General features: G+C 67.8%; 20 protein-coding genes. 12 read left to right on the top strand and 8 right to left on the bottom strand.

Annotation, left to right across the window (positions count from 1 at the left end; genetic code table 11):
• The first annotated feature begins 86 nt into the window (after positions 1 to 86).
• On the top strand, positions 87 to 320 hold the full coding sequence (locus VME70_11665; protein HTW20855.1) for a hypothetical protein: 234 nt from the start codon (positions 87 to 89) through the stop codon (positions 318 to 320).
• Position 321: 1 nt separating this feature from the next.
• Here VME70_11665 and VME70_11660 read toward each other — a convergent pair whose 3' ends face one another.
• Entirely contained in the window at positions 322 to 1,746 is a 1,425-nt protein-coding gene (locus VME70_11660) for an NAD(P)/FAD-dependent oxidoreductase (GenBank protein HTW20854.1), read from the bottom strand.
• 79 nt (positions 1,747 to 1,825) lie between these two features.
• On the opposite strand from VME70_11660, the gene VME70_11655 reads away from it, so the two are divergent.
• Positions 1,826 to 3,187 (top strand): FAD-dependent oxidoreductase, encoded by a 1,362-nt coding sequence (locus tag VME70_11655; GenBank protein HTW20853.1) that lies wholly within the window; start codon positions 1,826 to 1,828, stop codon positions 3,185 to 3,187.
• Here the strand turns inward: VME70_11655 and VME70_11650 are convergent.
• Both VME70_11650 and VME70_11645 read right to left on the bottom strand, forming a co-directional pair.
• A complete protein-coding gene (locus tag VME70_11650; protein ID HTW20852.1) occupies positions 3,128 to 3,907 on the bottom strand; it encodes a hypothetical protein in 780 nt (259 codons plus the stop codon). The genes VME70_11655 and VME70_11650 overlap by 60 nt on opposite strands.
• A gap of 36 nt (positions 3,908 to 3,943) precedes the next feature.
• Positions 3,944 to 4,108, bottom strand: coding sequence for a hypothetical protein (locus VME70_11645; GenBank protein ID HTW20851.1), 165 nt, complete (start codon positions 4,106 to 4,108; stop codon positions 3,944 to 3,946).
• Positions 4,109 to 4,171: 63 nt separating this feature from the next.
• Here VME70_11645 and VME70_11640 point away from each other — a divergent pair, with 63 nt between their 5' ends.
• Together VME70_11640 and VME70_11635 are read left to right on the top strand one after the other, a co-directional pair.
• On the top strand, positions 4,172 to 5,104 hold the full coding sequence (locus VME70_11640; GenBank protein HTW20850.1) for an acyl-ACP desaturase: 933 nt from the start codon (positions 4,172 to 4,174) through the stop codon (positions 5,102 to 5,104).
• 7 nt (positions 5,105 to 5,111) lie between these two features.
• Positions 5,112 to 5,546, top strand: coding sequence for a GNAT family N-acetyltransferase (locus VME70_11635; GenBank protein HTW20849.1), 435 nt, complete (start codon positions 5,112 to 5,114; stop codon positions 5,544 to 5,546).
• Positions 5,547 to 5,579: 33 nt separating this feature from the next.
• On the opposite strand, the gene VME70_11630 is transcribed toward VME70_11635, so the two are convergent.
• Complete coding sequence (locus VME70_11630; GenBank protein ID HTW20848.1) at positions 5,580 to 6,776, bottom strand: aromatic ring-hydroxylating dioxygenase subunit alpha; 1,197 nt, start codon at positions 6,774 to 6,776, stop codon at positions 5,580 to 5,582.
• A gap of 135 nt (positions 6,777 to 6,911) precedes the next feature.
• On the opposite strand from VME70_11630, the gene VME70_11625 reads away from it, so the two are divergent.
• From VME70_11625 to VME70_11605, 5 genes are all read left to right on the top strand, one after another.
• Positions 6,912 to 8,300: an aspartate aminotransferase family protein gene (locus VME70_11625; GenBank protein ID HTW20847.1), complete on the top strand. Its 1,389-nt coding sequence runs from the start codon at positions 6,912 to 6,914 to the stop codon at positions 8,298 to 8,300.
• A 283-nt stretch (positions 8,301 to 8,583) separates the two neighbouring features.
• Complete coding sequence (locus tag VME70_11620; GenBank protein ID HTW20846.1) at positions 8,584 to 9,660, top strand: spermidine/putrescine ABC transporter substrate-binding protein; 1,077 nt, start codon at positions 8,584 to 8,586, stop codon at positions 9,658 to 9,660.
• Positions 9,661 to 9,688: 28 nt separating this feature from the next.
• Positions 9,689 to 10,630, top strand: coding sequence for an ABC transporter permease (locus VME70_11615; protein HTW20845.1), 942 nt, complete (start codon positions 9,689 to 9,691; stop codon positions 10,628 to 10,630).
• 13 nt (positions 10,631 to 10,643) lie between these two features.
• The gene (locus tag VME70_11610) at positions 10,644 to 11,588 is read left to right on the top strand and encodes an ABC transporter permease (GenBank protein ID HTW20844.1); all 945 of its coding nucleotides are present in this window, start codon (positions 10,644 to 10,646) and stop codon (positions 11,586 to 11,588) included.
• 1,259 nt (positions 11,589 to 12,847) lie between these two features.
• Positions 12,848 to 13,438 carry a hypothetical protein gene (locus VME70_11605; protein HTW20843.1) on the top strand — a complete coding sequence of 197 codons (591 nt, stop codon included), beginning with the start codon at positions 12,848 to 12,850 and terminating at the stop codon, positions 13,436 to 13,438.
• Positions 13,439 to 13,588: 150 nt separating this feature from the next.
• Here the strand turns inward: VME70_11605 and VME70_11600 are convergent, their stop codons facing one another.
• Positions 13,589 to 13,912, bottom strand: a complete 324-nt coding sequence (locus tag VME70_11600; GenBank protein ID HTW20842.1) for a YciI family protein — start codon at positions 13,910 to 13,912, stop codon at positions 13,589 to 13,591.
• 539 nt (positions 13,913 to 14,451) lie between these two features.
• On the opposite strand from VME70_11600, the gene VME70_11595 reads away from it, so the two are divergent.
• Entirely contained in the window at positions 14,452 to 14,937 is a 486-nt protein-coding gene (locus VME70_11595) for a hypothetical protein (GenBank protein ID HTW20841.1), read from the top strand.
• 1,111 nt (positions 14,938 to 16,048) lie between these two features.
• On the opposite strand, the gene VME70_11590 is transcribed toward VME70_11595, so the two are convergent.
• From VME70_11590 to VME70_11580, 3 genes are all read right to left on the bottom strand, one after another.
• Positions 16,049 to 16,795, bottom strand: a complete 747-nt coding sequence (locus VME70_11590) for an inositol monophosphatase family protein (GenBank protein ID HTW20840.1) — start codon at positions 16,793 to 16,795, stop codon at positions 16,049 to 16,051.
• A gap of 138 nt (positions 16,796 to 16,933) precedes the next feature.
• Positions 16,934 to 18,067 carry an ABC transporter ATP-binding protein gene (locus tag VME70_11585; protein ID HTW20839.1) on the bottom strand — a complete coding sequence of 378 codons (1,134 nt, stop codon included), beginning with the start codon at positions 18,065 to 18,067 and terminating at the stop codon, positions 16,934 to 16,936.
• Positions 18,068 to 18,091: 24 nt separating this feature from the next.
• Positions 18,092 to 18,787 (bottom strand): TetR family transcriptional regulator C-terminal domain-containing protein, encoded by a 696-nt coding sequence (locus VME70_11580; GenBank protein ID HTW20838.1) that lies wholly within the window; start codon positions 18,785 to 18,787, stop codon positions 18,092 to 18,094.
• 130 nt (positions 18,788 to 18,917) lie between these two features.
• Here VME70_11580 and VME70_11575 point away from each other — a divergent pair, with 130 nt between their 5' ends.
• Positions 18,918 to 20,591, top strand: a complete 1,674-nt coding sequence (locus VME70_11575; GenBank protein ID HTW20837.1) for an NAD(P)/FAD-dependent oxidoreductase — start codon at positions 18,918 to 18,920, stop codon at positions 20,589 to 20,591.
• The gene (locus tag VME70_11570; protein HTW20836.1) at positions 20,588 to 22,714 is read left to right on the top strand and encodes an acetate--CoA ligase family protein; all 2,127 of its coding nucleotides are present in this window, start codon (positions 20,588 to 20,590) and stop codon (positions 22,712 to 22,714) included. The genes VME70_11575 and VME70_11570 overlap by 4 nt, the downstream gene beginning before the upstream one ends.
• Positions 22,715 to 22,753: the final 39 nt, after the last annotated feature.

Genomic DNA, 22,753 nt, shown 5'->3' with positions numbered 1-22,753 from the left:
CTCACCCGCGCGACCCTAGTGTCGCTTCGTCAGTGGATCGTCCGTGGGCTGGTACGCCGCCCACCGGGCGGGGCACACTGTGCCTCATGGCCGATGAGTCGATGGACCGTACCGAGGTGGTCAGCCTCGACAGCCTGCGGGACGACCCGTACGACGACCCGCGGCGCGACCGCGACGGCGTCGGGTCGCTGCACGACGCCGAGGCAGAGGCGGGCGACGAGGAAGAGCTCGACGACCGCTTCGATCTCGACCGGGACGAGGCCCGCGAGCTGGGCGTCGAACTCGACCGGACCGGTGGCGAGACGCCCACGCTCGACTGAGTCAGGCCGCGCTACCTCGTTCGAGCTGTCGCAACGCGCTGCGCGCGGCGTGGTGCCCGCACATCCCGTGGACACCGGCCCCCGGCGGGGTGGCGGCCGAGCAGAGATAGACGCCCGGGATCCCGGTGGCGTAGGGGTCGAGCGCGAGTCGGGGCCGGAACAGGAGCTGCCGTCCGGAGTTTGCACCGGTCGCGATGTCGCCTCCGACGTAGTTCGGGTTGTAGGCCTGCAGCTGTTCGGGCGTGGTCGTGTGCCGCCCGACGATGCGGTCGCGGACGCCGGGTGCGAAGCGTTCGATCTGGTCGATCACGAGCTCTGAAACGTCCTGCGCATATCCCTTGGGCACGTGCGCGTAGGCCCACACCGGGTGGACGTTGCCGGCCGAGCGAGACGGGTCGGCGAGGTACTGCTGGCCGACCAGGACGAACGGGCGTTGCGGCAGCCGACCGCGCGCGACCGCTGCCTCGGACGCGACGATCTCCTCCAGCGACCCGCCGACGTGCACCACTCCGGCGCGCCGGCACTGCTCGGCATGCCACGGCACGCCGTCCTCGACCGCGAGGTCGAGCTTGAACGCCGCGGGACCGTAACGCCACCGCCGATAGGACTGCCGGATCCGTGCCGGCAGGCGGTCGCCCGCGATCGCGACGAGGTCGGTCGGCGAGGTGTCGAACAGCGCGACGTCGTGCTCCGGCAGGTCTGCGAGCGCGCCGACCCGGCGACCCGTTTCGATCACGCCACCCAGCGAGGTCAGGTATCCGGCCAGCGCATCGCCGATCGCCTGCGAGCCGCCGGCGGCGACCGGCCAGCCGGCGTGGTGGCCCGCGCTGATCAGCATCATCCCGACCGACGCGGACGCGGGTTGGGTCAGCGGCGTGATGAGGTGCGCGGCGCATCCGGCGTACAGCGCTCGAGCCGGCTCGGTGCGGAAGCTTCGGGCCAGAACGGTCGCGGGAAGCAGCGCCGGCACGCCGAATCTAGCGAGGTCGAGGGGATGGCGCGGGACGTGGAGGATCGGGCGCATCAGGTCGTCGGCGAGTGGGGTGAACCGGCGCGCGGCCGGGCCGAAGATGCGCTTCCAGGCCCGGCCGTCGACCCCGAGGCCGGCCGCGGTCTCGTCGATGGATCGCACCATCGTTGCGGCGTGCCCACCGTCGAGCGGATGGGCCAGGTCGAGCGGAGCGCGCTTCCACTCCAGCCCGTGCTCGGCGAGTGGCAGACCGGCGAAGTACGGCGATCCCGCCGCCAGCGGATGCGCCGCGGAGCACACGTCGTGGCGGACGCCGGGGAGGGTCAGCTCCGCCGTGCGCATGCCGCCGCCGATGGAGTCCGCGGCCTCGAGCACGGTGACCCGCAGTCCCGCCTCGGCGAGGGTCACCGCGGCGGCCAGCCCGTTCGGCCCCGCGCCGACGACCACCGCGTCGATGGTGACTCCTTTCGGCCGAGCACCAACCCTACTGAGCGGGCTGTGGCGGCGGCGCCGCTCGTCCCTAGGATGAGGCGCTGTGACTGCGGTCGAGGAAGAGCTGCGGGTCGCCGTCGTCGGCGCCGGCCCGGCCGGCATCTACACCGCGGCCGCTCTTGTCGACCAGACCGAGGTCCCGGTCGCGGTCGACATCTTCGACCGGTTGCCGACGCCGTTCGGCCTGCTGCGGTATGGCGTCGCGCCGGACCACCTGAAGATGAAGGCGCTCGGCATCACCTTGCAGCGCACCTTGGACAACGAGCACGTGCGGTTCTTCGGCAACATCACGGTCGGCACCGACATCACCGTCGCCGAGCTGCTCGGCGACTACCACGCGGTCGTCTACTCCTACGGCGCGGCAACCGATCGCAAGCTCGGCATCCCGGGCGAGGACCTTCGGGGCAGCCTGTCCGCGCGCGAGTTCGTGAACTGGTACTGCGACGATCCCGACGCCAGCGTTGCCGGCTTCGACCTCACGGCCCGCAGCGCGGTCGTGATCGGACTCGGCAACGTCGCGCTCGACGCAGCGCGCATCCTCATCCGCGATCCCGAGGAGCTGTCGCCCACCGACGTCAGTGACGAGGTCCTGGACTGCCTGCGCCGATCGTCCATCACCGAGGTGCACATCGTCGGCCGGCGCGGGCCCGAGCATGCGAAGTTCACGACCAAGGAGCTGCGCGAGCTCGGCGAGCTCTCCGGCGTCGACGTCGTCCTCGACCCGGCCGCGATGGAGAACGTCGGCGAGCCCGAGGACACCGTCGTACGCCGCAACCTCGAGGTCTTCCGCGGCTGGTCTCAGCGCTCGCTCACCGGTGCGCCGCGCCGGATCTACCTGCACTTTCACTCCACGCCGGTCGCGGTGCTCGGCACGGACTCGGTCGAGGGACTTCGGGTCGAGCACCCGGACGGCTCGACCGAGGAGATCGGCGCGCAGCTGGTCCTTCGCTCGGCCGGCTACCGGGGTACGGCGCTCGACGGGCTGCCGTTCGACGAGCAGTCCGGCACGCTGGCGGTCGTCGACCATCGCGTGCAGCGCGCTGATGGGGAGTGGGGCGAGTATGCCGCTGGCTGGATCAAGCGAGGCGCGACCGGCGTGATCGGCACGAATCGTTCTGACGCCACAGCAACCGTGCGGGTGATCCTCGGCGACGCCGACGCGTTGCGGGCGCGTGACGTCGCGCCCGGAACGGCGCTCGGCCTCGCCGTGACCCGCGGCGCGCATCCGGTCGGCCTGGACGGCTGGGCCGCGATCGACGCGGCGGAAGTCGCGTTGGGCGCCGAGCGAGGTAGCGCGCGGATCAAGCTCTCCCGGTGGGAGAAGCTGCTCGCGGCGTCCGGCGTCCTAGTGGTGGGCCACGTTGAGGACGTTGACGGCGCGGGCGAGGACCAGCCCGATGGTTGACAGCGCGACCAGGCTCTGCACCGCCATCAACGTCTTCACCCCACGCCCGAGCGGCATCGTGTCGGTCGGAGAGAACGCCACGACGTTCGTGAAGCTGACGTAGAGGTAGTCGAGGAACCGCGGCTCCCAGTCCGCCGGCGCGAGCTCGGGACTGGTCATCTGCGGGAACAGGAAGTCCGGGTGCGGATCCTCGCCCTGGGTTCTCGCGAACGGTCCGCCGCGGTCGATCTCCCAGTACCACAACCCGAACGCGATCATGTTGGTCAGATAGATCGCCGAGCCGCTGGCCAGCAGGCCGGTCGCGTCGTTGCTGGCGCCGCCGGTGAGGATGTCATGGTCGAGCAGGATCGCGCTGATCACGTTGTCGGCGGTGATCAGCGCGACCAGCAGGATCGCCGCGTACCGTCCGAACGCCGTGCGGCGCGTGAGCCGCACCGGGTTCAGGATCGTCAGCGCGACCAGCAGCGCCGCCTCGAGCGCGGGCAGGATCCAGCGCGGGTGCACGCCGTACCGGTTCGGCAGGCGTAGCTGCAGCACGATCGCCACCGCGATCGCGATGCCGGCCGGGATCCGGTTCTCGGCGTCGGTCGGCCGCAGCCAGGCGGGGACGTAGCGCTCTTCGGCGCGGTGGATATCGGCCTCGACCCGCTCGGTGAGCCACCGTCCCTTCGCGTCGGCCGCAGAAATCGACGAGTGGGACGGTTCGGGCGGATCGGTCATGGCATCAATCTTGGCGTGAGCCGCGCCCAGAACGGTCTATTGCGACTTGTGCTCGGTCGGATGTTGCGCCGTAGGGATGACCGTGGTGGCCACCGGCGCCGCCTTGAGCTTCGAGCTCTTCTTCGGCTTTTTAGGCTCGCGGCCTGCCTTGTTCTTGTTGCCCATGAGGTGAAGGTACGCCGCATATTGGCGTTGGACCATCGAGCCGTGCGACTGTATGGGCCAAATCGGGGAAGGATCAGTCGATCACGAAGGCAGGGTGAGATGCAGACGTTGGATCCGCTGGACCTTCTTCGCGAGCTCGAACCGACGGTCGAGGTCAACCTCAACCGTCACCTTTCCCTCGCGCAGGAGTGGATGCCGCACGAGTACGTGCCGTGGCGGCTGGGTCGCGACTTCGTGGGCGACGAGGGCATCGAATGGACTCCGGACCAGTCGTCGCTGTCTCCCGTGGCGCAGACCGCGTTCGAGGTGAACCTGCTCACCGAGGACAACCTGCCGAGCTACCACCACGAGATCGCGACCGCGTTCGGGCGCGACGGCGCGTGGGGGACCTGGGTGCATCGCTGGACGGCCGAAGAAGGCCGGCACGCGATGTGCATCCGCGACTACCTGCTGGTGACGCGGGCCGCGGATCCGATCGAGCTCGAGCGGGGCCGGATGGCCACGATGCAGAACGGGTACTCCGCCGCCGGCAAGGACCTGGTCCGGGTGCTCGCCTACGTGAGCTTCCAGGAGCTGGCGACCCGGATCGCGCATCGCAACACCGGCAGGATCTGCGGTGATCCCGTCGCCGACAAGCTGATGGCGCGCATCTCCGCCGACGAGAACCTGCACATGGTCTTCTACCGCGATCTGGTACGCGCGGCGATGGAGGTGGATCCCGACCAGACGGTCGTCGCGGTTGCCGCGGAGGTGCTCGGCTTCCAGATGCCCGGCACCGCAATCCCGAACTTCTCGCGCAAGAGCGTGCGGATCGCGAAGGCCGGCATCTACGACCTGCGAATCCATCGCGACGAGGTGGTGGCGCCGATCCTTCGGCACTGGAAGGTCTTCGAGACGACGTTCCACTCGCCCGTGGCACAGCAGGCGCAGTCCGACCTTGCCGCGCATCTCGACCAGCTCGAGCAGATGGCAACCCAGTACGAGGAGCGGCTGTCGGCGGACCGGGCGCGGGTCGGCGCGACCGCGGGCTGAACGAAACGTGGCGACCGATCCCGGCTGGCGGTTGACCATGACCTGCGACGGGGTCGACTGGGATCAGGCAAAGGCCGACCTCGCGGCCGACCGGTTCGACAACGGCCGGAGCCCGGCCGCGCTGCGGCGCTCTTTCGAGAACTCCCAGCACGTGGTCTTTGCGTGGTCGGGCGATCGGGTCGTCGGCATGGGCCGGCTGCTCTCCGACCACGTCTGCAATGCCTATCTCGTCGACCTGTGGACGCAGTCGGCCTCGCGACGCCAGGGAATCGGTACGGCGATGGTCCGCGCGCTGGTCGACGCCGTACCCGGCCAGCATGTCGGCTGGCAGGCGGATGACGCGGTGGACTTCTACCTAGGGCTCGGCGCGCGACGCCAGCCGGAGTTCCTGTCGACGGTGTCGGGCGAGTGGCTCGACAACGACGCGAACCGGGTGCCGTGAGCGTCGCTCACCCGGTGGGGTCGAGCCCGGCGGTCAGCCGGCGACAGTGGCGCTCGAGATGTTCCGCACGGCTTGGCCCTGGTAGCCGCGCGCGACCATCGTCACGAACTGGTAGACCGCGTCCTCCTCGGGGGACAGCGGGCCCGGCACCGCGTGCTCCGAGGTCAGGCCGCGCTGCACCGACTCGCAGGCGCCCCAGTCCTGCCGGTTGGTGATGTCCCAGAAGTCCACGGCGTACGACGGGTCGAACTCGGGCCGCTCGACCGCCTCGGGCGCGAACGCCCAGGTGCACTCGATCCTCGTCCGGTTCGCGGCAAGCGGCGTCAGCCGGTGCACCATCACGTAGTCGGGGTGCAGGCTCACCAGGATGTTCGGGAAGACGTTGAGGTAGATGACCGTGCGCAGGCCCTCGGCGTCGAGCCCGCGCAGCGGCACGCCGTTGCTCGTCCCGTCGAGCGACATCGTGACCATGCCTTCGCGCAGGTCCATCGTGCCGCCGACCCAGGCCCCCGACGCGGCGTAGTTGTGCCCGCTCGAAGGCGGGCTCACCTGGCACAGCTCGGGGTGGATGACGGGGCAGTGGTAGCACTCGTGGTAGTTCTCGGTGAGGATCTTCCAGTTGGCGGTCGTCTCGTACTCGTGCCGGCCGGCGACCTTGAGCCGTTCCATCTCGTACGGCGCGACGACCTCCTCGATGTCGCCGAGCTGCTCCTCGAGCGGTGCCGCCTGGCCCGAGCCGTCGACGAAGATCAGCCCGTGCCACTCGTTCACCGGCAGCGGCACCAGTCCCCACGACGAGGTGTCGAAGCCCTCGCGGCCCTTGAAGCCCTTGGCGGCTCGCAGCTCCCCGGACAGCTCGTAGCCCCAGGAGTGGTAGGGGCACGCGATGACGCGCCGGTTGATCGCTGCACCGCACCCGAGCAGCTCGTGGCCCCGGTGCCGGCAGAAGTTCGCGAAGGCGCGCAGGACGCCGTCGTCACCGCGGACCAGCAGCACTCCGGCCGGGCCGACCGCCTCGGCCCGCTGGTCGCCGGGGTTCGCGACGTCCTCGCTGCGGCCGACGCACATCCACCCGCCGCCGAAGAAGTTGGCCCGCTCCCACTCGAACACCGCGGGGTCGACGTAGGCGGCGCGGGGGAGCATGCGACTCTCGCCGAACGGAAGCAGGGAGTTGGCCAGCTCGGCCGGGTCGAGCGGCGCGGGCGCGCGGGAGGCTAGTTGACTGACCATACAGTCAAGATAAGCGCGGGCCGGTTCACTGTCCAGCATCCGACCAGGCTGCGGGATGCTTGTCAAAGCAGGCCGGTTCGCCGTACGTTGAAGCCAGTTTGAACGTTCAGTCAAACGACATTCGGAGTGACCATCGTGTCCGTCCAAACCGAACCAAAACGCGACCTCTCGCTGGCCCTCGAACGGGTCATCGCGGAGCAGGAGAAGCGGTTCGTCGAGCGCCAGCCGCAGTCGGCCGCGCTCACCGCGCGAGCGAGCTCGGCGCTCGCCGGCGGCGTCACCTCCAACTGGCAGATCACCCGGCCCCAGGCGGTCTGGCTCAGCCACGGCAGCGGGTCGAAGATCTACGACGTCGACGGCAACGAGTACGTCGACCTGCACGGTGGTTACGGCGCGGCGCTCGCCGGGCACGCGCACCCCGCGGTCGTGGAGGCGGTGCGCGCCCAGGTCGCGCGCGGCACCCACTTCGCGCAGCCGACCGAGAACGCGATCATCGTCGCCGAGGAGCTGCAGCGGCGCTGGGGCCTGCCGCTGTGGCGGTTCGGCAACTCGGGCACCGAGTCGACGATGGACGCGGTGCACATCATGCGCGCGGTGACCGGCCGCGACTACATCATCAAGGTCGAGGGCTGCTACCACGGGCACCACGACTCAGTGCAGGTCTCGGTGACCCCGGAGGAGGACGAGGTCGGCGACGCGTTCCGGCCCAACCAGGCGCCGGCGAGCTCGGGCATCCCGAGCGCGATCACCGACCTGACCCTCGTGGTCGGTTTCAACGACCTGCCGGCACTGTCCGCGCTGCTCGACGACTACCAGGGCAAGGTCGCCGGCATGATCGTCGAGCCGATCATGATGAACGCCGGGATCATCACACCCGAGCCCGGCTACCTCGCCGGCGCGAAGGACCTGCTGCACGCGCACGGTGCGTTGCTCGCCTACGACGAGGTCAAGACCGGTCTCACTGCGGGACCGTCGGGCGCCACCGGCGCGGTCGGCGTCACTCCCGACATCGTCTGCCTGGCCAAGGCGATCGGCGGCGGCGTCGCGTCCGCCGCGGTCGGCGGCACCGCCGAGGTCATGGAGCACCTTGCCAACGGCGACTACGAGCAGGTGGGCACCTTCAACGGCAACCCGCTCGCCATGGCCGCGACGCGGGCGATGCTCACCGAGGTTGCGACCGACGAGGCCTACGCCCGGATCGACCGGCTCCGCGGGCAGGTAGTGAGCGAGTTCGAGCGCATCATCGCGGAGAACGGGCTCGACGCTCATGTTGTCGCGGTCGGCGCGAAGGGGTGTGTCGTCTTCCGTCGGGAGCCGGTGCGCAACTACCGCGGGTTCCTCGGAATCGACGACCGCTACAACCATGCGCACTGGCTGTATCAGCACAACGGCGGGGTGTTCCTGCCGCCGTGGGGGAAGATCGAGCAATGGCTGATGTCGGTGCAGCACGACGAGGCCGACATCGAGCGGTTCGTGGCGAACTTCGAGCGTTGCGCGGCCGACCTGACCCGGGACGATGCCTGATAGGGCTTGCCGTCGCGGCCACGTCGTAGTTTCCTACCACTGACCCACCGTTCAGTCTGGGGAGGTTTCGCTGACGCACCATCCACGGCAAGGCTGGTCCGAGGGTGATCGACCGGGCGGCTTTTCCAGACGTGACCTGCTCAGGGGCGGACTCGGCGCCGGTGCGCTCGCCGGCCTGGCCCCGGTGCTTTCGGCTTGCGGTGGGGGGACCAGCAGCTCATCCGGCGGCGGTGGTGGGGGCGGCGGCACCGCGACCCCCGGGCTGCCGCGACCGAACAACCCGGTGACCTGGCCGATCTACTCGGACAACAAGCCGATCGCGAGCGGCATGCAGCCCGAACAGAACGCGACCCTGAAGCTCTACAACTGGGTCGCGTACATCAACCCGCAGTCGATCAAGAACTTCGAGAAGAAGTACAACTGCAAGGTCCAGGTCACGACGTTCAACACCATGGAAGAAGCCATGGCGAAGCTGCAGACCGGGCAGCTCGAGTTCGACGTGTTCATCCCGACCGTCGACCAGCTCGGTCCGCTGGTCGAGACGAAGCTGATCCGGCCGCTGAACCACAGCTACATCCCGAACATCTCCAACGCGTGGAAGGAGTTCACGAACCCCTTCTACGACGGGAAGTGGCAATACACCGTCCCGTACACGATCTACACGACCGGCATCTCGTGGCGCAACGACCACGTCCCGGGGAGCCCGGCGAGCCTCACGAACCCGTGGTCGTTCCTCTGGCAGCCGAAGTACAAGGGCAAGATCGCGATCCTCGACGACTACCGCGAGGGGCTCTCGCTCGGCTTGATGTACAACGGGCAGACCGATCTCAACACCACGGACGTCAACCTGCTGACCGCGTCCGAGAAGACCCTGCTCGATCTCGCCAAGCTGGTCAACGTCCACATCGACAACAACGACTACACGAACATCCCGAGTGGTCAGATGTGGATCCACCACTCGTGGTCGGGCGACATCGCGGCAGCCGCGCAATACATGCCGAAGGGCGTGTCGGTGGACGTCGTGAGCTACTGGTTCCCCGCGGACGGCAAGGGTCCGGTGGCGAACGACACGATGGCGGTACTGGCCGGTGGCAAGAACCCGGTGCTCGCCCACCTGTTCTTGAACTACTTCCTGAACACCGACAACGCGCTCGAGAACATCAGCTACAACGGCTACATGCAGCCGTTGTACGGCGTGACCCCCCAGCGGTTGATCAAGGAGAAGATCCTGCCGAAGAACCTCACTTCGACGGTGGTTCTCGAGTCGTACTTCAGCCGCGGCCTGCACGAGCTCGAGCTACCCGCAAGTGCGAACGGGGTGTGGCAGCAGGACTGGCTCAACGTCACCCGCGGCGTGTAGTGGCCGGACCCGCGCCGAGGCCCAGCCGGTGAGCACACTCGCGCCACCGCGCCTGCGCCGCCGCTCTGACGCGCCGAAGGCGCCCCGGCGCGTGCTGTGGGCGGGCCTGTCCGCGCCCGCGATGATCTGGCTGATCCTGCTCTTCCTCGTGCCGTTCTACGTCGCACTTGCGGTTGCCGGGGGGACGATCAACGAGATCATCGGCACACCGGTGCCGGCGTGGGACCCGTTGCACTGGAGCGGCGCGGCCTACCGAGCCGTCTTCCACGAGTTCTCCGGGACCGGCGCGTTCCTCGGCCCGGAGGTGCTCCGGACGGCGGTCTACGTCGGCGTCGCTGCACTGCTCTCGTTGCTGATCGGCTATCCCGCGGCGTACTTCGTCAGCCGGTTCGCCGGGAAGCAGAAGGGCCTGCTGCTCGGGTTGCTGCTCGCGCCGTTCTGGGTCAGCTACATGATGCGGATGCTGGCGTGGATCGACCTGCTCCAGACCGACGGATATGTCAACCGCATCCTCGTGGACCTGCACCTGATCGGGCATCCGGTGGTGTGGCTCGGCGGCAAGGCGTCCACCGTGATCCTCGGCCTGGTCTACGGCTACATTCCGTATCTCATCCTGGTGCTGTTCGCCGGCCTGGACCGGATCGACCCGAGCCTGATCGAAGCGGGACGCGACCTCGGGCTGAGCCGCGTTCGGACGTTCGTGCGGGTGACGTTGCCGCTGTCCCGGCAGGCGATCCTCACCGGGCTGCTCGTGACGGTGCTGCCGATGATCGGCGACTACTTCACCAACCAGATGCTCTCCGGTGCCACCAACACGGCGATGATCGGCAACACGATCGAGGAACAGCTGTCGTCGACGCAGCTGCAGACTCAGGGTGCCGCGCTGTCGCTGATGCTGCTCGGGGTCCTCGTGATCCCGATGCTCTACTACGTCATCGCGACCAACCGCGCGTCGAAGGCGAACGCATGATCGGCGTACGGCGATGAGCGACATCACGGCTCCGGCGCCGAGCGCCGCCGCGCCGCCCGCGACCGCGGCCGTGCCCGCGCCGAAACCGCGCCGGTTCATCGGCAATCCGTGGCGGCGGCCGATCTTCCTCGAGGGCTTCACCTGGCTCTACGTCGCATGGTCGCTGCTGCCGATCGGCCTCGCGGTCCTCTTCTCGTTCAACAACGGCAAGTCGCAGAGCGTGTGGCAGGGCTTCTCGATGCGCTGGTACACGACCGACCCGTTGAACTCCGTCCTGCACAACCCACAGCTGCACGCCGCGGTCGAGCAGACGCTGAAGCTGTCGCTCTACACGACGCTCATCGCGGTGCCGATCGGCGTGGCCTTCGCGATCGGCGTCGACCGGTGGCGCAGCCGACCGGCGTCCGCGGCGAACTTCGTCATGGTCTTCTCCTTCGTCATCCCGGAGCTGATCTTCGGCGTCGCGCTGTTCTTCGTGTTCAACACGCTGTTCACCTCGATCCGGCTGGGAACGCTGGCCGAAACGCTCGGTCTCGTGACCTGGAACCTCAGCTGGCCGGCGATCATCGTGCGCGCGCGGCTGGTGTCGATCGGGCGTCAGTACGAGGAAGCCGCGGCCGACCTCGGTGCCTCGAAGCTGGAAGCGGTACGCCGCGTGCTGCTGCCGATGCTCGCTCCGGCGATCTTCGCCTCCGCCGTACTCGTGTTCTCCGGTGTCATCGACGACTTCGTCCTGGTCGACCTGCTGTCGTCGAACGCGGCGACGCAGCCGATGTCGGTGATCATCTACTCCAACACCCACGGCGGCAACGGCGGGCCGGCCCTCAACGCGCTGGCGACGCTGATGCTGCTCTTCTCGTTCGTGGTAGCGATCCTGGGCTACGTCGGCTACCGCTGGATGACCCGCGGCGAGCGATCGTCCCGCGAGGAGTCGCTAGCCAATTTCGCCGGCATCTGACCCGCCGCGAACCTCGACACTGTCGCGACAGGACTGCGCGAAGGACAGTGCCACAGAGTTCCAGCTCGTCAACGGCGTCCGGCAAGCGGCCAAGGAGGTGAGGGCCGACGTTGCTGGGGTAAAGGCCGGCTTGGTGCTTCGTGCTGATGGTGACAAGCTGGCTCGTTTGCTTGATCTGGCTGCGACTGATTCACACGCAGGTCATAACGCCGCGGCTCATCGCCTCTTGACGCGAGGGGTTTCGTTGAGCGGTGCCATCGCGGACATCTGCCACACCTGATCCCGGCGGTACGTGCCGTGCTGCACTAGCGCCACGCGCGTTTGACGAAGAGCGTTCGGAGCGGGCCTTGGGTTACGGTCACGCGTGCTCTCACGGCCCAGGTCGTGGTCGCCTCGTTGATCGGTCCGAACACTGCGCTGACGGGACCGTCGCACTCGTAGGTCACGCGCAACGAGCCGTCCTGCCCGGGGGCGCCTTCGATCAGGAGCCTCCCGTTGGGCCCGAACGCCTGGACCGAGTCACATACCGCTCGATCCGAGAGGAGCAACTGCGTGGGGGGTGCATTCGGCGGACTCGTGGTCGGGGGCGGCAGCGGCCGGGTCGAGCGGAACTTCACTGCCGTGTGCGCTCCTGGGCTGGCGACGCAGATCAGCTGATTATGCGTCGGCTTCGGGTAACAAAGGCCCACGACAGGGCTGCTTGCTCGGCTTAAGTCCACACCACAGACATAGGTGTTCGGCAGTACTGCGCCTCTGTCGGTGCAGGTGCCGCGCAGCGATCGCCGGATGCTCAATCCTGCGAGGAGCGATCCGTCCGGACGAAAGGGCGTGTATCGCTGCACGACCTGGGTCGGGTCCTCGCCGGGCGCCGTTTCCGGCTTCGGGTGGCCTCCTCCACCTGAACACCCGGACACCAGAAGAACGCCGAGCACAGCCCAACCGAACCAGCCGGCTCGCCTCGTGCTCACCATACGATCATCGCAGCGTGTGGTGTGGCCTCAGGCGTGTTTCGGCAGACTCACGCCCAGGCGCGGGATCCGTCGACAGGCCATCCGCGAGGTTGGTCAGTTCAGTGCCGAACAGGTAGTGCCGTTCCCTGCGCCAGAGCTGCCGTGCTGCCGAGATCCGGCGCGACTGGATGCTTCCGCCGTTCATCTCTCTTCAAGTCCAGGCGCGCTGGTCGATAGCAAAACGCCCCGACGAAACGGAAGAGTAAGTTCCCATCGTTCGCTCTGCTGACTAGATCGTAGGATGCGTTGGTGTCCCAGCGGTTGCAAGAGGCCTTGGAACGCCTTGAGCGTGCGCTTGTCCAGGTTCGTTGTCCCGTCGTCGAAGGACTTCAGCCGGGCCTAACGGAAGCCGACATCCGCGGCCAACTAGGTGCTGTCGACCTCGATCCGCCGGAGGATCTCATCACACTGTTCGGCTGGCACAACGGTTACCACCAGCCGTCTGAACAGGAGTGGTGGGGTGGGTGGATCGGCCCGAGCCTTCAGACACGGTCGCTAGCGCAAGCCCTCGATGATTACCCAACCGTCTACGCGAGCATCGCCGAGTTCGACGAAGATGACCCGCGCTGGCTGCCAGTTATGTGGTGCGGCGACCCGATCATCATGTACTGCGGAGATGACTCTCGCCGGCGCGGGACCATCACCGCCCGAATGTACGAGTACCCCCTCGATGAGAGCCACAAGATCAGTTCGTTGGCGGTGCCGATCGAGTGGTGGGCCGGTTTCCTGGAAACTGGCGACTACCGGTTCACGCCTCTCTCGGACGGCACGGGTACCTGGGACTCCTTGGTCACTGCCGACCGCATGACGGCCGACCAGCTAAGCAGCGGGATGGTGTAGGACGGCAACCCGCGGGCCCGAACGATGGCGTCTTTCGCATGTAGTGCAAACACCCCGCCACCCCCGCCGCTGCTGAGCGATCTTGAGCCTGGGCCTGTATCAAACAGGAGAGGCTTCGTTCTCAAGCGGCTAGGTGATGCTCCTGGGCGTCTAGTCGGACCTGATGGGGCGCAGCTCCAGCACGTGTCGCACCGCCAGCGGGTGCTCCGCGGCGACGGCGACCGCCTGGTCCTGGTCCACACACTCCAGGAGGTCGAACCCAAGGAGTGCGCCACCGGTGTCCAGAAACGCGGCCTTGTCCACCTTGGTCGAGCCGTTACGAACTCGAACCGTGAGTGCCTCGTTGTCGGGAGCGACCGGATCGCCGGCGAGCCGAATACCTCTCTCAGTCAATCGCGTAACCCATGCCTCTACGTCGCTACCGGCTGGGCCGTTCGAGGCTCCGACAGGGACACGGTCTCGGTAGATCAACATCAAGAACTGCATATGGCACCTCCATCATCCGGAGTCCTACCCGATGGGAACGACCAGTAGGCAACTCGCTCCGAGGTTCAGCGCTGGCCGACCGCGATCGGGCAACCCCGGTGTGGCCTCAAGCGTCTCCGTATGGGTGAGATCGCGCGGTGCGCCCGCGATTGGATCCGCCAACCGCGATCAGCGAGGGAGGCTGAACGACGTTGAGATGCCGGTTGCAGCGCTGGCTCTTGGCTGTGGTGACGGTTGGCTTGGCGTGTGTTGGTTGCGCGTCGTCATCGGTCGTGAACCAGCCCCCGCATAGCCGAAGCGCGGGCAGCGAAGCGGATAGCTCGCGGCATTGCAGGGTCACACTTAGCAAACGAGGGGTGCACAGATACGCGAATGTGCGAGTCGGCGCCTCGACCCAGCCCTTCGCGCGCGTCTCGGTGACGATGACCTTCGCGCGAGATAGTGTCACGCGCTTCGCTTTGGCGAACTCTGCAGGTCATGCAACCATCCCGTTCACCGTGGGCCGGGCGGGCAGTTCGAGTGCTGAGGTGCCGGTGCGGGTTGACAGTAGTCACAACGGTCGTACGACCCGTTGCAGTACGGATCTGGTCGATGTGCCCGTGCGAGCCAGGCTGGCCCACGTCGAGTGGAACAGGGTCAGTTATCCGGATCGGTGTGGTCGATACGGTCACATCACAGTTCTGCGGCACATCCTGTACGACTTCGGCGACGACGGGTTTCCGGATGCAGTCGTTGAGGTCCGTTGCAACTTCGGCGCCGGTACGCCTCCTTCGGCGCTCTACGTGTACGACGGTCGATCCTCGGCGCGGCATCCCGAACTGCTGGCGACACTGCTCGCTGCGACCGCGAGACCGGCATCGCACTACTTCCAGACCAACACGTTCTCGGTGTACGACGACGTGGTTCGAACCAAGGCCGGCGGCTTCACCTCCCGGCATGTCCCTTCGTGCTGTCCCGACCGGTCGCTGCACCTCGAATGGGTGTGGCGGAACGGCCGATTCACCAGGCTCTAACCTTTTCGGGGAGTTGGCGGCGTCCGCTTGGATGCTGTGGTCGACGGTGTTCGGGTAACAATGTGCTCGTGTGCTCCGGAGTCGCGCGGCTCGTCAGCTCGGCCACGCTGGCTACCTCGATGGCGTTCGGGGCTGGACCGCTCGCCAGCGGTGTTGGCTTGCCCGGCACCGTCGTGAGCTCCACGACAGCGTTTGCACCGACCGCACCGATCGGAGCACTCGGCGACGTGATCATGGTCAGCCGCGACCGCACCGAGCTGCTAGGGATCAGCACACCGAATACACCACCGAAGGTCGTTGCAAAGGCAAGCCCCTAAAGGGTCGGCTCCACACCTTCGTTCGAACCGAGCTTGTTCGGTCTGATCGGCTATCAACACAACCTTCGGTGATGTTCCAGCGTCAAAACCGTGTGAGTGGCGCGAGATGGGCGGGATTGCTCGTCATGCTCGTCGCTGTAACGGGATGCACCGTGTCGAGGCAGTTCGCCACGCCAGGTCCGATCGGCTCGCGTGTGTCTTCGACGGTCGCAGGGACGCACAGCTCGCCAAGCCGAGTGCTCGTCGTTGCGAACTGTCTGCATCCGACGAAGAGTGCGCGCTTCAAGCCCGTCAATATGACAGTGGACTGCGGGGGTGACGCGATCTACGTACTGAAAGGGCTCCACTACCAAGGATGGTCCACCCACACCGCCCGAGCTCACGCCGTCCAGCGATTCAACAGTTGCACCCCCGCCTGCGATGCTGGCAACCTGATCAACCGTCGCGTTACGGTGCGTTTCTATAAGCCCGAAGGGCATCGCGGTCGAACGTACTTCGCCTGCTTGGTGCTGACCGGTGGCACCGGCGAGGCCTCTACCTTGTTAGGTCAGCAGCACGCTGACGCTTGCCGTGCTCGAGGACACATATCTGGATAGAACCGCGGCGACCGGAAGCGGTGTTCTGATGCGGACACACGCACAGTTATGGGTCACAGTCAGGTCGCCACCTCACCGACGAATCAAGCCGGAGGAGCCGACCGACCATAGCCGGCTCTCTGAGTCGATTCGGCAGCACCCGACGGTCAGGGTAGGTACTTGCCGACCAGGTGCACCAGGTGTCGATGGGTGCTTGAGTCAGCGGCCGCTATGAGGCCGCGTCCGGTAATAGGTCGGATCACCCATCAGGTCGCTCACAACACAGCCCGCATCGCGGCACAGTGCAATGCCTGCGGTGAAGTGGACACTCCCGGCCAGGTCACCATCGGTGATGTACGCGGTACGCTGGCCCGCGGCGACCCATGCCAGCGCGAGGGTGGTCGACAGTACGCGGGGTCCGTAGCGGCTTCGCAGTTCGCTGTCGGCAACAAGTTGGGGTCCGATGAAGTCGCCGAGACCATCGCAGTTGACGTCGACCAGACTCGACGATGCCGTCGGCTCGAGTCGCGTATCGAGACCTCCCTGGCGAAGCCATGCAGCCTCACCGTCGGTCCAGAAGTACTCCTCGGCGATCGGGTCTGCCGACACGGCGACTTGGACCCCAGCCGACGTCGCGAGCGCGACGTTGGTCGCCGCGAGGGGAGTGCCTGCTGCATAGTTCAACGTCCCGCAGAGCGGATCGACCAGCCATCGGCGGGCGTCTTCTGCGCCGAGCCTCTCACCGCGTTCCTCACCCACGAACGTGTCGGAAGGTCGCGCGGCGAGGATGACAGCGCGGATCGCCTCCTCGCTCTCGAGGTCGGCTTGCGTCGCGAAGTCGGTCGACGACTTGTCGTAGCGAACCAGGGGTTGATGGAACAGCCGACGCACGACTGCCGCACCAGCTGAGGCGGCCGCGAGTGCCACCTCAGCATCGGAGCCCGACTCGACGTCCGTGCCAGTCACCCCGTCATGTTGTCAGCCAAAGCGCAGCGCCCGTCCACCAAATCTCGGCCGATTCCGAGCCACTAGTTGCGAGGAGGAAACAGCGAGGCTCGGAGTCCACCGGTGACCACGTGCTGAGTGGAACTTCCGCCGGAGGAGTCAGGCGGGCTCGCCGGGATCTGCAGCGTCCCAATCGTCGGCCGCCTTCGCCGTGAACGCCGGGTCCTCCGGTAGTACTCGCAGCGCGTGAGGTGGCAGGTGGACGCTGACCGGCGTGCCCTGCGCGAGGTCGACGGCAGCCTTCTCGCCGGTGAGCTGCGCCTGCAGCGACGGGCCGGCCGCGAGCCGGACGTAGACCTGCGTCGAGGACCCGAGGAACACGCTGCGCTCGATCATCGCCGGCGCGCGGTTGTCGCCAGGAGTTCCGTGCGGCTCGAGGTCGACCTTCTCGGGTCGGATGCAGAGCATCGCCGAACCCCGGCTCGGGGTCGTGCCGTTCGGCTCGACGGACAACACGGACTCGCCGAGCTTCACCATGCACCGCGAGCCGACCTCGACCACCTCGACGTTCATGAGGTTGGAGACCCCGAGGAAGTCTGCGACGTACGTCGATGCAGGCGCCTCGTAGACCTCGCGCGGCGAACCGACCTGGGCCAGCTTGCCGGCCGACATGACCGCGAGCCGGTCGGACATCGTCAGCGCTTCTTCCTGGTCGTGCGTGACATAGAGGAACGTGATGCCGACCCGCTCCTGCAGCGCCTTGAGCTCGACCTTGAGCGCGCGTCGCAGCTTCGCATCGAGCGCGCCGAGCGGCTCGTCGAGGAGCAGGACCGCGGGGTTGAGGACGAGGGCCCGGGCGAGCGCAACCCGCTGCTGCTGACCGCCGGAGATCTCGGCCGGACGCCGCTTGGCGTAGGGCCGCATCTCGACCAGGTCGAGCGCCTCGTTGACCTTTCGGGCCATTTCCTGCTTGCTCACCTTGCGGTAGCGAAGCCCGAAGGCGACGTTGTCGTAGACGCTGAGAAACGGGAACAGCGCGTAGTTCTGGAAAACCGTGTTGACGTTGCGCTTGTCCGGAGGCACGCGGGAGACGTCACTGCCGTCGAGCAGGATCTGGCCGCTGGTGGGCTGTTCGAAGCCGGCGATCATGCGCAGCGTCGTGGTCTTGCCGCAACCGGACGGACCCAACAAGGAGAAGAACTCACCGCTCGCGATCGCGAGGTCGATCTCGTCGACCGCGACTTCGGTGAACCGCTTCGTCAGACCGATCAGGTCGACCTGGCCACCAGCCACCCGCGCTGCCTCCTTGCTCCGCGGTCAGGCGGGTCGAGGAGCACGCGTGCTCTGCCCCACCCGCTCGCGCCGACCACGCGGCTTCGGGGACCAGGCGAAGCCGAGCTGACCGGCCGCGAACTCCATGCTGAGTCGGAACGTCCGTTCGTGGTTGACGACGGGATCACACAGTGCAATCTGGATGGCGAATCCGTCAAGGAGCGCCGACATCACGACCGCGAAGTTGTCCGCGTCGATCGCCGAGAACTCGCCCGACTGCTGGCCTTCGTGGACCAGGTCGACGATCGTCTGCCGCCAGTGCTCGTCGAACTCGCGGCGGACCGCAGCCACCTCGGGGTGCCGCGCGGCCTGCGCCCACAGGTCGAGCCACAGCGTCCACGACACCGGATCGCCCTCTTCTTCGGGCATGCAGGTCATGGCGACCAGCTCTTCGAGCCGACCGGCCGCCGAGGGAATGGTGGCGATCCGCGCGGTGCCCTCGGCGTACCAGCGGTCCTCGGACAGGCGGATCGCCTCGGTCAGCAGCTGGTCGCGGGTCTTGAAGTAATAGATGACGAGCGCCGGGCTCGTGCCGGCCCGCGCGGCGACGTCCGCGATGCGGGTCTCGGGGAAGCCGCGCTCGGCGATCACCGCCAGGGCGGCATCGAGCAGTTGCTCGCGTCGGCCATCCGGCGCACCGCTGCTGCTCGACTCGTTGCTCTCAGGGGCCAACGCGCTCATTGGTGCAACCTTAGAGTGAAAACGCGCGGGCTGATCGACGTCGTCATGCGATCTCCTGCCCGCGAGTTCTTGTCCTGGACCTTATCAGTTCCTAGACTGAACATTCAGTCAAACCCGATTCGGGCGCTCGATGACAGCGGAGACGGACATGGTGAGCAGCAACTACGACGCGATCGTCGTCGGTGGCGGGCACAACGGACTGGTCGCAGCGGCGTACCTCGCCCGAAGCGGTGCGAAGACGGTGGTGCTCGAGTCCCGCCACAAGACCGGCGGCGCGTCGACCACCGAAAGCCCGTGGCCGGACGCGCCGGAGTTCAAGGTCACCCGGCTGTCCTACGTGATGAGCCTGCTGCCGCCGACGATCATGCGCGAGCTCTCGCTCGAGCGGCACGGTTACAAGGTCTACCCGATGGGTCCGTACTACCAGGCCTTCCCGGACGGCGGTTCGATCAAGATCCTCGCCGACGACGCCAAGCGCAACTACGAGGAAATCTCGAAGTGGTCCAAGAAGGACGCCGACGCGATGATCGAGTGGGACGCCTGGATGGGCGGGCTCGCCGACGTCCTCGGCCCGCTGCTGCTCACCGTTCCGCCGAAGCTCGGCTCGAAGAAACCGGCCGACCTCGTCGACACCCTCCGGCTGGCCTGGCGCCACCGCGGTGTCAACGTCCGCACGATCGGTGACATCACCCGGCTGATGTCGATGAGCATCGCGGATCTTCTCGACGACTGGTTCGAGTCGCCGCAGGTCAAGGGTGCGATGGCCGTGAACGGCGTCATCGGCACCTGGGCCGGCCCGTGCGAGCCCGGTACGGCGTACGTCATGGCGCACCACTCGATCGGTGACATCGGCGACGGCCACCTCGGCAACTGGGGCTTCCCCGAAGGCGGCATGGGCGCCGTCGCGGACTCGATCGAGCGGTCGGCGCGCAGCTTCGGCGCCGAGATCAAGCTCAACTCGCCGGTCGCGAGCCTGCTGGTCGAAGGCGGCCGGGTGCAGGGCGCCGTACTCGCCAACGGCGACGAGCTGCGTGCGCCGGTCGTGGTGACCAGCCTCCACCCGCGGACCGCGTTCCTCGACCATGTCGGGCCCGGCAACCTGCCGACCGACTTCGTGCGCGACATCGAGACCTGGAAGACCCGCAGCGGGGTCGTGAAGATCAACCTCGCGCTCGCCGAGCTGCCGGACTTCATCGCGGACCCGGGCACCAACCTGCAGGAGCACCACACCGGCTCGGTCGAGATGGCACCGACGATCGAGTACATGGAAGAGGCCTTCCAGGACGCCCGTAACGGCAAGGCGGCGGTGCGTCCGTTCAGCGACGGCGTCATCCCGTCGACGTTCGACCGCACGCTGTGCCCGGAGGGCACGCACATCATGTCGCTGTTCACCCAGTGGGTGCCGGAGACCTGGAGCGAGGAACCGCACCAGGAAGAGCTCGAGGCGTACGCCGACCGGATGATCGACTGCTACAACGAGCTCGCGCCGAACTTCAAGAGCTCGATCCTGCATCGCGACGTGGTCGGGCCCTATGAGATGGAGCACGAGTACGGCCTGGTGGGCGGCAATATCTTCCACGGCGAGCTCTCGATCGAGCAGCTGTTCCACATGCGGCCTGCACCGGGATACGCCGACTACCGCACTCCGATCAAGGGCCTGTACTACGCCAGCTCGGCGACCCACGCCGGCGGCGGCGTGTGCGGCATCCCGGGTTGGCAGGCGGCGAAGGCGGCGATCAAGGACAGCAAGTCCGCGGCCAACCGGCAGCGGGTCGCCGGCTTGCTGCCGTCCAAGCGGGGATGAGCGCGCGGCCGGGTGACCGGGAGGCGCTGCGCTGCCTGCTGGAGCCGCGCAGCATCGCGGTCGTGGGTGCGAGTCCGCGCCCGGGCAGCTTCGGCGAGCGCATGGTCACCGAGGTCTTGCGCAGTCCGGCGGACATCAGCGTCCACCTGGTCAACCCGCGGTACGCCGAGATCGCCGGGCGCCCGTGCTTCCCGTCGCTGGCGGAGATCGGTGACGCGATCGACCTCGTACTGCTCGGCGTCGGCGACGGCGCGCTCGAGGGTGAGCTGTCGATCGCCGCGAAGCGCGGCGACCGCGCGGCAGTGATCTTCGGCAACGCCTACGAGCCGCCGATCGACGGGCTGCCGTCCCTCCGCACCCGGCTTGCCGCGATTGCCCGCGACGCGTCGATGCAGCTGTGCGGCGGCGGGTGCATGGGCTTCGTGAACGTCACGTCCGGCGTTCGCGCGATGGGCTACCTCGAGCCCGACCCGATCCCGCCCGGACCAGTCGCGATGGTGACCCACTCGGGCTCGGTGTTCTCGGCAGTGCTGCGGGCTCGTCGCGGCCTCGGCTTCACCCTTGCGGTGTCCTCCGGTCAGGAGCTCGTGACGACCACCGCGGCGTACCTGGAGTACATGCTCGCGCTCGAGCGGACCCAGGTCGTCGCGCTGGTGCTCGAGACCATGCGTGAAACCCTCGCGCTGCGGGCGGCGCTCGATCGTGCGGCCGAGCAGGAGGTGCCGGTGGTCGTGTTGCCGGTGGGCACCAGTGAGCGCGGCCGCTCGATGGTTGCGGCGCATTCCGGAGCGGTCGCGGGCGGGACCGCTGCCTGGGAGGCGCTCGCCGATGCCCACGGGCTGCACCTGGTCGCCGACCTCGGCGAGCTGCTGGACACGGTCGAGCTGTTCGCGGCCGGTCGTCGCGCGCGGCCGCGGCGCGGGCCGGCCAGCGGCATCGCCGCGGTGCTCGACTCCGGTGCCGAGCGCGCGCTGATCGTCGATGTCGCTGCGGCGGCGCGGGTGCCGTTTGCGGAGGTGTCGGAGCCGACGCTCGCGCAGGTCGCCGAACGGCTCGACCCTGGGTTGATCGCCACGAACCCGCTCGACGTGTGGGGCAACGGCGCCGACACCGAGGACCTGTTCGGCGACGTGCTGCTCGACCTTGCGGGCGACGACGATGTCCGCGCGGTCGCGCTCGCGGTCGACCTCATCGAGGAGCTCGATGGCGACGAGTCCTACCGCGACGCGGTACGACGGGCCGCCGCGGGCACCGAGCTGCCGGTCGTCGTACTGAGTCACATGCCGTCGGCGCTCGACCTGCGCGCCGCCGCGCAGCTGCGGGCGGCCGGCATCCCCGTGCTCGAGGGGACGCGCAGCGGCCTACGCGCGCTCGGCCACCTGCTCGACCACGGCGATCGGCGATGGTCCGCACCTCCGCCGACGATCGATGAGGCGCGCCGCGCCCGGTGGCGGGAGCGGCTGTCCACCGGACTGCGGTCGACCGCGGAGCGGTTCGCGCTGCTCGCCGACTACGGGATCGACGTTGCGACGACGCACGCGGTCGACCATGAAGGCGCGGTGCTCGCGGCTGGGAGTGCGATCGGGTATCCCGTCGTGCTGAAGACCGACGAGGACATCGCGCACAAGACCGACGTCGGGGGAGTGGTCGTCGGGATCGGGAACGACGACGAGCTGATGGCGGCGTACCGCGACCTGCGCGAGCGGCTCGGTCCGCGCGCCGTCGTGAGCCGTCAGGTCCCACCGGGCGTCGAGATCCTGCTCGGTGCGGTGCGTGACCCGAACCTCGGACCGATCCTGTTGCTCGGTGCGGGTGGGTTGCTCGTCGAGCAGGTTGCCGATCGCGCCGCGACCCTGCCGCCACTGGACGCCGGCCACGCGCGCGAACTGATAGCCCGGACCCTGGTCGAGCGGCTGCTGGTGGCGCCGCGGCACGGGCCGCCGGCGGACGTCGACGCGGTTGCGCGCGCCGCGGCTGCCCTGTCGCAACTCGTCATCGAGCTGGGTGAGGACCTCGACGCGATCGAGGTCAACCCGTTGGTGTGCAGCGATTCGGGCGCCGTCGCAGTTGACGTCCACCTCGAGCTGACAGCGCCCAAGGGCTTGGCGGCAGACCCGCGTTAGAGCGACCGAGAGCCGGAGGGCTGACCCGGGCTGAACCAA

The sequence above is a fragment of the Mycobacteriales bacterium genome (assembly GCA_035504215.1).
Lineage (GTDB): Bacteria > Actinomycetota > Actinomycetes > JAFAQI01 > JAFAQI01 > DATAUK01.
This window is presented reverse-complemented; position numbering and strand designations above follow the sequence as displayed.